The 12,957-nt window shown below is 35.3% G+C and carries 10 protein-coding genes; 6 read left to right on the top strand and 4 right to left on the bottom strand.

Going from position 1 to position 12,957, the window contains the following annotated elements; all coding sequences use genetic code 11:
• The first annotated feature begins 63 nt into the window (after nucleotides 1-63).
• From L1267_RS10875 to L1267_RS10885, 3 genes are all read left to right on the top strand, one after another.
• On the top strand, nucleotides 64-1,443 hold the full coding sequence (locus L1267_RS10875; protein WP_235382822.1) for a PhoH family protein: 1,380 nt from the start codon (nucleotides 64-66) through the stop codon (nucleotides 1,441-1,443).
• Between the two features lie 230 nt (nucleotides 1,444-1,673).
• Complete coding sequence (locus L1267_RS10880; protein ID WP_235382823.1) at nucleotides 1,674-3,095, top strand: fused MFS/spermidine synthase; 1,422 nt, start codon at nucleotides 1,674-1,676, stop codon at nucleotides 3,093-3,095.
• A 24-nt stretch (nucleotides 3,096-3,119) separates the two neighbouring features.
• The gene (locus tag L1267_RS10885; protein ID WP_235382824.1) at nucleotides 3,120-3,647 is read left to right on the top strand and encodes a hypothetical protein; all 528 of its coding nucleotides are present in this window, start codon (nucleotides 3,120-3,122) and stop codon (nucleotides 3,645-3,647) included.
• 33 nt (nucleotides 3,648-3,680) lie between these two features.
• Here L1267_RS10885 and L1267_RS10890 read toward each other — a convergent pair whose 3' ends face one another.
• Nucleotides 3,681-5,075 (bottom strand): hypothetical protein, encoded by a 1,395-nt coding sequence (locus L1267_RS10890; protein ID WP_235382825.1) that lies wholly within the window; start codon nucleotides 5,073-5,075, stop codon nucleotides 3,681-3,683.
• 64 nt (nucleotides 5,076-5,139) lie between these two features.
• Here L1267_RS10890 and L1267_RS10895 point away from each other — a divergent pair, with 64 nt between their 5' ends.
• Both L1267_RS10895 and L1267_RS10900 read left to right on the top strand, forming a co-directional pair.
• Nucleotides 5,140-6,474: a hypothetical protein gene (locus tag L1267_RS10895; RefSeq protein WP_235382826.1), complete on the top strand. Its 1,335-nt coding sequence runs from the start codon at nucleotides 5,140-5,142 to the stop codon at nucleotides 6,472-6,474.
• A gap of 388 nt (nucleotides 6,475-6,862) precedes the next feature.
• Nucleotides 6,863-7,069: a hypothetical protein gene (locus tag L1267_RS10900; protein ID WP_235382827.1), complete on the top strand. Its 207-nt coding sequence runs from the start codon at nucleotides 6,863-6,865 to the stop codon at nucleotides 7,067-7,069.
• Between the two features lie 39 nt (nucleotides 7,070-7,108).
• On the opposite strand, the gene L1267_RS10905 is transcribed toward L1267_RS10900, so the two are convergent.
• Nucleotides 7,109-8,560 (bottom strand): BspA family leucine-rich repeat surface protein, encoded by a 1,452-nt coding sequence (locus L1267_RS10905; protein ID WP_235382828.1) that lies wholly within the window; start codon nucleotides 8,558-8,560, stop codon nucleotides 7,109-7,111.
• Between the two features lie 124 nt (nucleotides 8,561-8,684).
• Here L1267_RS10905 and L1267_RS10910 point away from each other — a divergent pair, with 124 nt between their 5' ends.
• Nucleotides 8,685-9,554, top strand: a complete 870-nt coding sequence (locus tag L1267_RS10910) for a BspA family leucine-rich repeat surface protein (RefSeq protein ID WP_235382829.1) — start codon at nucleotides 8,685-8,687, stop codon at nucleotides 9,552-9,554.
• Between the two features lie 62 nt (nucleotides 9,555-9,616).
• Here L1267_RS10910 and L1267_RS10915 read toward each other — a convergent pair whose 3' ends face one another.
• Both L1267_RS10915 and L1267_RS10920 read right to left on the bottom strand, forming a co-directional pair.
• Nucleotides 9,617-11,716, bottom strand: a complete 2,100-nt coding sequence (locus L1267_RS10915; protein WP_235382830.1) for a peptidase domain-containing ABC transporter — start codon at nucleotides 11,714-11,716, stop codon at nucleotides 9,617-9,619.
• A complete protein-coding gene (locus L1267_RS10920) occupies nucleotides 11,713-12,957 on the bottom strand; it encodes an HlyD family secretion protein (RefSeq protein ID WP_235382831.1) in 1,245 nt (414 codons plus the stop codon). The genes L1267_RS10915 and L1267_RS10920 overlap by 4 nt, the downstream gene beginning before the upstream one ends.

Genomic DNA, 12,957 nt, shown 5'->3' on the forward strand with positions numbered 1-12,957 from the left:
ATTATGGTATACTTGAGATAACAGCAAATTCATTGTTTGTTTGTATTACATAAAGGTGTTTATATGACTAGAAAAATACTTGTGTTAGATACGAGTGCATTGGTTAAAAATCCTAATATCCTTATTTCTTACCCAGATGCTCATTTCTATATTTCACTTGTCACGCTCTCTGAATTAGATCACTTAAAGTCAAAAAAAGATAAAGAGGTTTCTTATTCAGCCAGAGTCGCAATCAGAATTATTGATAAATTGATAACTGGAAGCAACAAAGAAACCTTACTCTCCGGTATCCCTATACCAACTCCCATAAATAAACACTTTGCAACACTTCACCTTAGTCAGATTGATTTACATCCTTCATTCAAACATTCCACTACGGATATAACCAGTCTCGATACTAATGATAATCGAATCATTAGCGTGGCTCTGACGCTAAAAGAACAATTTCATCAAGATGATGTAAGTGTTGTCTCTGACGATATTAACTTTAGAGCAATTGCTACACTTCTTGGAGTCAATGCCATCAATTCTTCACTAGATGATAGTGACGTTAAGGATGATGATTTGCTGCATAGTGGCGTTATTCACTTTGAAAACAATATTTTCTCTAACTTAGAAAATGAAAATGACTTCCACATTGAAGGTGAACAGTATCGCTTTAACAAGGATTTATTCGGCGATGATGTAAAGCGTAATATGTATTGGTACGATGATGAAATGAACTTCGGCATCATTAAATCTGTTGATAACAAGTATGTTTATACCAAGTTTCTACCCGATGTAAGAATAAATGCGTGGGGTGTTACACCAAAAAATCCAAAACAGCGCATCGTTTTAGAACAACTTATGAACCCTAATTTAGATTTGAATATAATACTTGGCCCAGCTGGCTCCGGAAAGAATTTTTTAGCAGTTGCGTCGGCGCTGCATCAAGTATTAGAGCTAAAAAGGTATTCTAAAATTGTCATTACACGTAGTCGTGACTTTGTTGATTCGGATCCGGGATATTTACCCGGAGATATGCTTGAAAAAACCCTCCCTCTTCTTGGTGGATTCACTGATGCTTTAGAGCAAATGTCAAAAAATGACACTAATAAAAACACTAAAGCAACAGTAGAGTATTTGATTGAGTCAGCAAATATTGAAGTTTTATCATTATCCTATATTCGCGGCCGTTCTTTTAAAGACACTATTGTGATCGTTGATGAGGCACAGAATATGTCAAGAAAGCAGCATAAAGCAGCTTTAAGTCGTAGCTCTGAGAATTGTAAAACTATTTTACTAGGTAATTTAGCTCAATGTGATAATGAGAAAATTACAGCGCACTCATCTGCCTTTGCCGATGTAGCAACGATATATAGAGATTATCCTAATGGCTCTGTAACTCTATTGGACAAAGTTGAGCGAGGACCATTAGCTGAGTTTACTGAAAAGTATCTATAGCAATTAATACAAGACTAAAACCATTTAGTGTGGTTTTAGTCTTTTTTTTGTCACTTTACTATGAATGACCGGTAGAAGTTTACAGTCATCAATTCATCACACAAAATATCTATCCAAATAAATACACCTGTGAAAGAAACAAATCGATATTTTATTGACTTGATTTTAAATACACGTAGCATTAAAAGCGCTATTGAATGGCGATATTTTAACACGTAAGGTTTTATATAATGACTACTACCAAAAATGCTTTTGGCCCCCCAGTGCCCAATACTATTCCCATGTGGAAGATCCTATTCATTCTTTTCTTAGAAGGGTTTGTGTCAGTTTCATTTCAGATGATTGTTATGCGACAGCTAACGCCCTATATTGGCAGCTCAAGCGAACCTGTTAGTCTTGTTATCGGTTTGTTTTTAGCTTCCTTGTCTATTGGTTATTGGCTCGGTGGTATCTTTAATAGGTCTAAATACGACACTTTAAAGATTATGTGTGGTGCCTTTGTGATATCATCCGCATTTATTGGAGTGTTTTTTTCTACCTTTATCCTCAATGTAACATTGAGCTCTTTGGGTATTAATTCATTTCTACAGTCTTTGCCAATTATTGTCGTATACCTTTCCGTAGGTATGTGCATTCCTGTAACCCTAATTGCTATGACAGTGCCACTGTTAAGTAGTCATATAAAAGCTAACAATCAAAATGAAGCGACTGGCAAAACAATGGCCTTAAGTACAGTAGGGTCTGTAGCGGGTTCTATATTCACAAGCTTAGTCTTATTTTTTGTGTTTGGCGTATCGAGTACAATTTACCTTGTTGTTATTTCCTTGGTTGTTTTGGCACTTATTTGTTCTCATAGAAATGTGTATGTTTTCATGGCGACTACCGTCATCCTACTCCTTACAGGATGGTTAAACCTAACTTTATCAAATACAATTTCAATAAAAGAAACCTCATACAATACTTATAATGTTTATTTGGACAAAAATGCATTTGAGCAAAGAAAGGCATTCATTGTAAATAATCAATTTGCAAGCGGCTTATTTGGCGAGGGTGAAGGTGAACGTTCAACTCCGTATATCGAGCGGGTACGCCAAATCTTATTCAGCAATTTGAATTATAAAAATAGTGAAGTCTTAGTTCTTGGTGCTGGGGGATTTACTTTGTCTCATAACGACACATCGGGCAATAAGTTTACTTATGTGGATATAGATCCCGCAATTAAAGGTGTAGCTGAAAACTACTTCTTGAATACAAATATTAATGGTGACTTTTATGCTCAAGATGCTCGCTCATTTCTCAAATTTAACCATAAAAAATATGACGTCATTTTTGTCGATCTCTATAGTCACTATGTCAGTATGCCTTGGCAAGTTAGTACGGTTGAATTTATGAACTTACTTAAACAAAATGTGAAGCCTGACGGAGTGGTTAGCTTTAATATAATTTCAAAATTCAGATTTCAAAATAAACACACAAAAAGAATGCACAATACAATTTCAACAGTATTTCCATTCTGTTTAGTAGATGCAGAGCTAATTGAACCCAACACAAAGCGTGATATCAATAATGTTATTTACGCATGTTTTCCTAGTAAAAGCGATAATGACTTAAAGCCCTATGTGGATGATAAGTCATTTAACCCTTCATATTAAAATAAATTAAGGATATACATTGAGATGAAAAAGTTAATTGGCCTAATCTTTGTTTCATTCACCATCATGCTTTGTATGATTTTTGCATTTCGCTGGGAAGAGTTTTTAATGTTAGGAGAAATTAATGCTGTTCAAGAAGAATTGATTGAGAAAGTGATTAACGTACCTGAAGTAGATGAAGTATTAAATAATCCGACATTATCGAAGGTAGAAAAACTAAATAACCTTCGCGACAAAAAGCAAATTAAAGCTAGTTTGATTGTACTTGGATCAAAGTCATTGTCACCGGAATCAAGCTGCGAACTGCTTTCTGAACTAATAACAGCACAAGATAAACCTGAAATCGTTGAAACTCTACTTAATACGAGTACATTCAAAGAGCTAAAGTGCCCTAACTACTCGGCATGGTTTAATGATGTATTAATAAAATCAAGGACAAGTGAGCTAAACCTATTTAATCGTTTACGTAAACATGGCATTGATTCTGAACCAGCAAAGAATATGGCCAAAATAATTGACCTTAAAATTGAAGATTCACTTCAAAAACTTTGAGTTAAAGGTAAAAATAGGCTGTCCAGAATACTCTTACATAGAGAGGTCTGGACTGTCCAACTCCTTCTTAACTTTCTTCCGACCGCCCTTTTCCTCAATGAATACTGGCGGCTCAGAATCAATGGCGACTTCTTCGATATTGGCACATCTATTCAAGTATGTAACCTTACCGGCCTTACCTTCATAATGTGATTTTATAGTTCCCTTTAATTGGTAAGTTAAGCCCTCTTCTAGATCAGGAAAATTATCATACGATGCCTGCCAAACAAATGTTCTTTTGTCATCATCCTTGAATGTAAATTTGACATATGGGTATTGAACGTTTGTATACTCCCTAACATTAGAGAGTGTTAATTTTAATGTTCCACGTTGTTTAACTTCACCATAGAATTCATCTAAAGTATTAGCCTTCTCGATCTCAATCTGTTGAAGTCTTTCTAACTCACGATTATAGCCTTCAGGAATATAAGTTGAAATGCCGGTCTGAAATCCGATATTTAAATCTACATATCCACGAGTGACAATGTTTTGTATGTTCTGAATGAAAGACTTCCCATAACTATCAATTGATTTGTAGAAGTCCATGGCTTCTCGTGCCTTATCTAATTGCTTATGACTAACACCTCTATCAAATGCATCAAATAGACGTTTTTGAGCCTCATTAGGGTTTCTAAATGCTTCAAGTACATGCCTTACTGTAGCAGGGTTTTCTGATTCAGCATTCTGCTTAGAAACAAATCCTTCAGTATCAATCAACATAGATGCTTGCGCTACAAATATTTCGATAGGGACCAAATATGAGCTCTTTTGTGTTTTACCAGTGTAATGAGCTTCTACATATTCATACACATAATCGCGAGTAAGTAACTCATCAAGTTCGTACATAATGAGCGCTTTCTTAAGAGAATTCTCGCCCAGAAAATCATCCACACAAGTGGAACCAACCTGCTTTGTCTCAAGCGTTTCGTTATTCATTAGAATGAAAGTTTGATTTCTTTTTCGAGAGAGGTCACAATGCTCACAATTTGGTGGGCATTTTTCATACTCATCTTTTTCATTCTCAATTAATTTTTTCTCGAAATCAGTATTAAATAATGCTGTATTAACCATATTCACTGAATGATGATTATTTTGGTCTGAGTGCTGAATAGATGCTAGAAATTTCCAACCATTTATAACTGGCATTTCGCCCTCGATTTCAACTTTTCGAAGTGGCACTTCATATCGCTTAGGCTTGTATGCAAAGGGGCCACCAACATGACCAGCTATTGTGATTTCATAGGTTTTGGTTGTTCTTTCATCAGTAAGCTCTAACTTAGGCGGCGTTAAGTTATTTTTGTATGCCTTTTTACCTAATTGATTAAATTTATCAATCAGGTGAGAAATCTTTGAAGTAGGTATCCATAGAATATCTTTATTTGTTGACATTATATCCGCCTTTTATAATACTGTGTTTAAACATTATATCACATTCGGCAAATAGGGAATTAAAATGGCGCAATTGGAAACTGATATTCATATTCTTCCACAAGAAGTCTCAAACCGCATCGTTTCTAGCTACTTTAGGGATCAAGAGGAAGCTTTTAAATGTATAAGCAAAAACTCTGAATCCTTTTTTTCCGAGTATACAAAAAAAATAGATGATTCAAATCCAGAAGTGATGGAAGTATCACTTCCAAGACGGAAGCGATGGTTGGGTATGCTCCCGATAAGTGTTGAACTTGGATTAATGCAAGAGCTCAATGCTGTATTGCATATAATTGATGCTTTAAGTCAACCTGATGCTCGTGTTGGAAATATTGCCACTTTTTTTGCTAAAAACTCTTCTGATGTTCGTCGCTATATTTCAGGAGTAAATAATTACTTCCCGGAGATGAATACAAACTTGGCCGGTATCGACCACATATTCTTTTCACATAGATTTGAAATGTTAGGGGCCCCTTTTTTTTCTGTTACCGATACATTAGTGGATCAGCTCCTCGATGTTGATATAGGGAAATCAGCAGAGTGTCATTTTTTAAAATGCCCTCATCCGATTCAATACATTGAGTTTGGACAATCACCACTATCTTCTATTGAAATTTTCAATAACTCCTCTGGCATGCACTCTTTTGAGGGTATGTACGTGAATGAAATTATCCTTACACAGGTTGAATTAGACAGAGAGATTGATACTGGTAACTTACTTTTATCAAACAATAAAGTTGATAACCGACACAATATGACTAGCCATGCTTTAGAAACCGGTTACATAAATAAAGGGTCGGGTGATGTCCACATACTCGAAATTTTAGCGACAGGTTCTCCTCAAGGTAAAGAGAGTAATTTCGATGATGCTACTTTATGTTTTACTATTATGTATCAGGATGATACCAAAAGCGTTTCTGAATTAATTGACTGGCATACAAAGTATTTTAAAAAGATCTTACCAACTCAAACCGACATTGTGTATCAGGATGAGTTCGACGGACTCAACATAAACCGCCAGCTAGTAATGTCTGATACGGATGGTGAATCTATGATTAAAATCATAGAGGCCTTGGCAAAGTCACTGCTTTATATTAATTCTGAAAATGCTATCCGAGAAAGCATCAGTGAGAGGAAAGAACTAAAGTTACAGTTAAAGAGACTTCAAAATAAAGCTAAAAAGCGAAAAGTAGAAAAGAAACTAGGCACAAGTTTTGACTATACTCGAATTGGGCCAGTAAACCTTTCGGAACAAGCCTCCACTAATATTGATGAACTAATAACGAAGAAGCCTGATCACAGTCGCAGTGAGCATTCCAAACAAAAAGCCTGCTGGGAGTTATTCGTTAAGAAAAATTAAGTGGTTCATTTGCGCTATTGTAAATCTTTTCATTTTGCTATTCCCCTCCCTACATAATGCAGGGAGGGGAATAGTCTTATAGGATGGTGACTTAGAAAGTCATAATTAAGTATATGGTAAGCCTCGTTGCTTGCCATGGATCACTATTTTACTAAGTATTATTTTTTGTTTTGTGGTGACTTTAAATACCGATTGAATACGTTTTTTCCTGCACTTTCTGTTTAATTATTCAGCAAATGCTTACTAAAGCACCCATTTTATGTTGGTTCCGAGAACAAGAATTTACTAACTAAAAATTCTAAGATCATTATTTTACTAACTCTAGTGATAGCTTTTTGTTTCTTGAGTTGATAAGATATATCATTAAATTTTTTATAAGGAGCCAAACGTGAAGTACCTAGTTGCTTGCATATTTACAGTATTAATTTTCACTTTAACCGCAGAATTACTCCATAACTATGTTCTCAGTGATATTGATTACAATAACTATGCGAAACCAACTGAAGTAAAGCAAGAAATGAACAGTGTGGAAAATCCATGCTTAGAATTAAATGATTGCGATACTGACAATAAAGATACTTCCGTTACGCTTTAAAGTTCTGTTTGCCTCACTTGATAAGTGAGGCATAATATTTTATCTAAACTTACTTGGGATTTTATCCTCAGTTAATTCTGAATTTGATGCAAAATTATCCCAAATTGTCACAGAATTAACGTCCCAATTTGATATGTCCTGATTAAAACTAGAGAATGAAAACATCTGTCTCATATTACTGACTTTTCCTGTATTCCAGCTGTTAATTGGTTGATTGAACGATTTTGAACCACTAAACATACTTTTCATATCATCTACATTTGCTGTATTGAAATGATTAATTGGCTGATTAAATGCCAAACTATCACTAAACATGTTATGCATTTTTGTCACTTTTGATGTATCAAAATTATACAAAGGCTGATCAAAGGCATTCGTCCTATTAAACATGTAGCTCATGTTCGTGACCTGACTTGTATTCCATGAGCTAATTGCTCTATTGAAATCACTTGCCCCCGAGAACATGAATCTCATATCGACAACTTTACTCGTATTCCAGCTATTTAACTCTTGGTTGAATGAGCTTGCGCCCGCAAATGCACTAATCATCAGTTCAACATTAGAAGTGTCCCAACTGCTAAGCGGCTGATTGAATGACTTAGCATCATGAAAGAGGTTTTTAAACGTTTTTACATTTGAAACATTCCAACTACTAATATCTTGATTAAACGATTTAGCAAGGCTGAAAACATTCTCAAGAGACGTTAGATTATCAGTATTCCATTGATCTAGCGGTTGATTAAAAGATATCGCATAATAGAAAATTCCGTCCATTGATTTGAGCTTACCTGTATCCCAGCTATTAATATTTTGATTAAAGCTTCCTGCACGATAAAATAAGTTGTCCATATACCAAATATTTGATGTGTCCCATTCATCTAACGGCTGATTAAATGAGTCAGCTTGTGCAAATGCTCCTTCAACCGTAAATAAACTTGATGTATCCCAGCTATTAATATTTTGATTAAACGATGATGCACCATTAAAAATAGAGGATATTGACGCAACTTTCGAGGTGTTCCAGTTATCAAGAGGTTGATTAAATGCTGAAGCTCCCATAAACGCCTGAGACAAACTGGTTACATTAGACACATCCCAAGAATTGATATTTTGGTTAAATAAATGTGCTCCTTTAAAAATCCCCGTCATGTTAGTTACGTTAGAAACGTCCCACATGCTAATATCTTGGTTAAATGATGTGTTACCAGCAAAAAGGTTGCTCATGTCAGTTATATTCGAGGTACATGCACCGGTCACATCGTCATTATTGTTAATTTTTTCAACTAGCTGTGACTTAGTTAAAGTACATTTACTATCGTCACTCCCTGAACCTTTGTTACTGGCGTTTACTGAAGTTGACACTTTAAATCTATATGTGTAGCCATCTTCTACTTTATGAAAATCACTTGCTATGGCACTGGTAGTGCTTAGGCTTAAAATAAAAATGGGGAGCCCCGTTAGTTTTACGAAATGTTGAAATGAAAGTTGCATAATCAAATAGTACCTTTAAATACGTTAAATACGTCATAGTTTCAGATAATAATAATTAAGTGTACATTATTTGTAATATATATTGTAAGAATTATTACAAAAATATGCTAACTAGGAGCATAGAATGAAATTCAATTTTTTGATTAGCTCAATAATTCTAGGCATCGGTTTTACCGCGAGTGCAGGAACAAGCTTAATGAAGGATTATAAAGTTCTAAATCTTCGTTACTCACTATCGTCAAACATTAGCTCATCCGCGAACACGCCACTTGAGCCAGAAAATGGTCAGATTAACTGTGTAGATGGAGCCAAGCGAGTTACACGCGAAGAACTTGAAGGTATGATTGCTAACAATGAAGATGTTACAGGTGTATGCACTTCTAATATTACCGACATGAGCGCTTTATTTTTTCAAAATGGGTCATTTAATCAAGATATTAGCATGTGGGACGTATCTAATGTGGTAAGAATGGATAAAATGTTTACTAACGCGACTTTGTTTAATCAAGATATTAGTAGATGGGATGTCTCAAAAGTCAAAACAATGGAAAACATGTTTTCGTTTGCGAAAAGTTTTAACCAAAATATCAATTCTTGGGATGTTTCAAATGTGGAAAGCTTCACTCAAATGTTCCATGGCACAGATTCCTTTAACCAACCTTTAGACCAATGGCAGCTTGATAATGCAACAAGTTTAGCTTATATGTTTGCATATGCTAAAGCATTTAATCAGGACATCAATAACTGGCAATTCCCTAATGTGACTTCAACTCACGCCATGTTTCAAGCGACACTTACCTTTAATCAGCCGTTAGATAAATGGGATATGTCAAATGTTGTCGGAATAGGTGCAATGTTTCAATTTTCAAATGCCTTTGATCAAGATATTAGTAACTGGCAACTAGACTCAGTGGCCCCTATGTCATCAACTGAAAAATCGAACTTTGCTAGTGGATCTGTGTTATCACCAGAGCATAAGCCAATATTGCCTTAATTATTCCTTTAGATATGAAATGCCCTCAATTGTTTTCAAATGCGATTGAGGGCACATTAAGCTTAACTTTGTTCCAATACTCCATTAAGTAATGTTAATTTACGTTCTGACATTTCAATCGTTTCTTTTCTGTGAGCAACGCTAATTCGTGTCTTTTTCAATGACTTTAAATAGGCCACAACCTTCTTTTCATTTTCAATATCTAAACTGCTTGTAGCTTCATCCATAAACAAAACGGGTGTGTCACGGTACAAAGCACGAGCGATCATGATTCTCTGCTTTTGGCCACCAGACAATGAAGAACCCATATCTCCAACAAGCGTTTCATACCCCATAGGCATTTGCTCAATTTCTTTATGTATCAATGCTCTAAATGCGGACATCTTCACCTTATCAAAATCTACCGACTCACTAAATAACGCTATATTATCCAATAATGTGCCTGAGAATAGGTTATCATCCTGCATTATTGTAGAAATCTTTTTTCGATACTCTTGTATGCCCAGCTCCCTTATATCGCGACCGTCAAATAATATTCGTCCTTCCGATGGTTCTAATAGCCCCATCATCACTTTGAGTAATGTAGTTTTACCTTGACCGGATGGTCCAGTGATCGCAACAGACTCACCTTCTTTAATAATCAAATTTATGTTTCTAAATAGAAATGGGGATTTATCATCATATCGAAAGCTTACATCTATCAGCTCAATATCGCCATTAACACTTTCAGTATCGCTATTTACCGAAGGAATGGATGCTGAGTGTATTTTCTCTATCTCTGTATTCGTTATATCAGAAATACGTTCTACATGAAGTTTTAATAACTTTAACTCAACTGCATTATCGACAAGTTTGACAAAGCTTTCTGTGAAGTTTCTTTTATAAGCTAGAAATGCCATCATGGCGCCTAAAGTGAAGTCACCATCTATCACAAATGTCGCTGCAAAATACATTATTACAACATTTTCAATTCCAAATAAGAGTCGATTTAGCATTTCAAAGCCAAGCTTTAACCTGCCAATTCGTACTTCAGTATTTATTAAGGCAGTGAACTTATTTAACCAACCTGAAATACGGCTGCTAGCATGATTATATAGCTTTATTGTTTGCATTCCTCGCAATGACTCCATGAAGTTACTTTGCTCTTCACCTGATGCGATTAGGCCATCTTCAGTGTGCCTTTGATAAGATTTGTTAAATACGATACGAGAAATTGTATAAATTGCGCCTACAGCTAAGACACCTAATGTCAATTCCCAGCTGTAGTAAAACATAACGAATAATAGAGCAATTGTCATGGCACCATCAATTAAAGCCTCAGAAACGCTTCGTGTGAGTGTTTCACGTATACTTTGTGATGAACCAAAGCGCGAGTAGATATCACCTGTATGACGGGATTCAAAGAACGATATAGGAAGCTTAAAAAGGTGATTCATTATATTGATACCAATTTGTAAGCCTAGTGTCGTCGAAAGCCTTAACGTTAACCACCCTCTTAATGTTCGTCCTAGAATTTCAAAAACAACTAATAAACCGAAGCCCAGCGCAAGTGCGAGCAATAAATCAGAGTCATGAGAGACCATGACATCGTCAATGATTGTTTGGCTATAATAAGGCATTAATAAGGTCGCGATCTGAACTATAATTGATAGTGCGATGATCTTTGCTACATTCCTTTTGAAGTGTGTTATCTTGGACCATAAAGTCGATAAAGAAAGTGAACTTCGTACATCATCTTTTGAAAAATCTTCAGTCGGTGTAAGTTCAAGGGCTATACCTGTATAGTTATTATCTAGCTCCTGTTGGTCAACAAACCTAGTTCCTTTAGCTGGATCATTAATAACGATGCCTTTATTTTTTACTTCAACTAGAACTACAAAGTGATTCATATCCCAGTGCAGAATAGCTGGTAATTGCAGTTGGTTTAAATCTTCAATGTCGCATTGATATGCTCTGCCTGCTAAATTTAGCTTTAAAGATGCACTAATAACGTCATTTAAAGACATTCCTTTGATTGTAGAACCAGCAAGTTTTCTTATGTACGCTAGATCTGTCTTAAATCCGTGAAAACTTGAAATCATTGCAATACATGCAAGCCCACATTCGGCAACTTCAGATTGTTTTATTAAGGGTACTTTTTTGATCAGTGAGAAATCAATCATTCCAAGTGCTCTCCAATATCTTTAAATGGTCTTAATATCTTATCCATGGTCGATTCAATATCCGTAATGATGCTTACTGTTACATTCAGGCCATTTTGTGGTTCAATCTCCTTCCCTTTAGTTGTAACAAGATTGTCAATTGTCACAACAGCCTTATATGAAGGGTGATTTACATTGCCAATAACGCTACTATCATTTCCAGTTACTACATTTGTGTCAATTTGAGATATTTTTCCAATTAGGTGGCCATATGTTTCTGAAGGAAATGCTGAAACCGCTACTTTTACAGCATTTCCAACTTTTACTTTTGCTGAAAGGTTCGTAGGCAGAAGAAGTTCAACCGACCATTCTAAATTAACCGGAGAAACTGTAAAAATTACCTCTCCCGGTTTAGTTAAGTTACCAACTTCTTTTTTAATACCGTTTACAACTCCAGAAATTAAACTCTTACTTGTCGTAAAATATCGTTCTTCTAGCGCTGTAATCTCATTTTTCTTGCTAGTAATTAGTTTTTCCTTCTCAATATCAAGTGTGCCCAATTGCGCTTTGAGATTTGCTAATTGCTCTTTTTGGGTCAAAATATTATTCGATATTGCGACCAATTTAAGTTCTAGGTTATTGACGCTTGCCTTAGCATTGAGCATTTCTTGTTTAGTGCGTTCAAAATCGCTACGTGAGGTATTGCCTTGCTCGTAGTACTGCTTAATACGGTCAGTTTGAGCTTCTGAAAGTTTTAGGTTTTCTTTGGCTATTTCGATACTTACATAAGTTTGAATTTCCTCAATTTTGTTAAGGTTCATCCTGTCTTCAAGAATTGATATCTTTTCAATAAGCTCAGCATTTTTTATCTCATATTGCTTGTATATATCAGATAGCAAAAGTTTTTCTTGTTCAATTTTACGAACATGAAGAAGTTCTCCGTACCTATCAAATTCAGGATGCTCAACAATAGACATTACAATACCTTTATCTATCACATCTCCGTTTTTTACATATAGATGCTTTATAATTCCATCATCATTCGATTTAATCTCCTGAATCTCAGGTGTCACTTTAAACCACCCTGACACAACATAGTGCTTACCATATTTTAGATTGACCGCAAAAGTAATGCTTACTAAAAATAAAGCGAGAAGAATAAGGGTTGTAACGGTTAAGTTGATAGGCTGTTTTAAAAAGACTTCACCTTTTATTCCTGTTGTTTTCTTATGGATAACCTTCTGCCTAAATATAGAACCCAT

Origin of the sequence: Pseudoalteromonas sp. OFAV1 (assembly GCF_021532595.1) — a bacterium.
Classification (GTDB): domain Bacteria; phylum Pseudomonadota; class Gammaproteobacteria; order Enterobacterales; family Alteromonadaceae; genus Pseudoalteromonas; species Pseudoalteromonas lipolytica_C.

Excerpts from the sequence above, each read along its gene's own strand:
- L1267_RS10905 (WP_235382828.1), bottom strand. The coding sequence starts at position 8,560 with ATGCAACTTTCATTTCAACATTTCGTAAAACTAACGGGGCTCCCCATT.
- L1267_RS10885 (WP_235382824.1), top strand. The coding sequence starts at position 3,120 with ATGAAAAAGTTAATTGGCCTAATCTTTGTTTCATTCACCATCATGCTT.
- L1267_RS10890 (WP_235382825.1), bottom strand. The coding sequence starts at position 5,075 with ATGTCAACAAATAAAGATATTCTATGGATACCTACTTCAAAGATTTCT.
- L1267_RS10915 (WP_235382830.1), bottom strand. The coding sequence starts at position 11,716 with ATGATTGATTTCTCACTGATCAAAAAAGTACCCTTAATAAAACAATCT.
- L1267_RS10880 (WP_235382823.1), top strand. The coding sequence starts at position 1,674 with ATGACTACTACCAAAAATGCTTTTGGCCCCCCAGTGCCCAATACTATT.
- L1267_RS10920 (WP_235382831.1), bottom strand. The coding sequence starts at position 12,957 with ATGGGTTCTATATTTAGGCAGAAGGTTATCCATAAGAAAACAACAGGA.
- L1267_RS10895 (WP_235382826.1), top strand. The coding sequence starts at position 5,140 with ATGGCGCAATTGGAAACTGATATTCATATTCTTCCACAAGAAGTCTCA.
- L1267_RS10875 (WP_235382822.1), top strand. The coding sequence starts at position 64 with ATGACTAGAAAAATACTTGTGTTAGATACGAGTGCATTGGTTAAAAAT.
- L1267_RS10910 (WP_235382829.1), top strand. The coding sequence starts at position 8,685 with ATGAAATTCAATTTTTTGATTAGCTCAATAATTCTAGGCATCGGTTTT.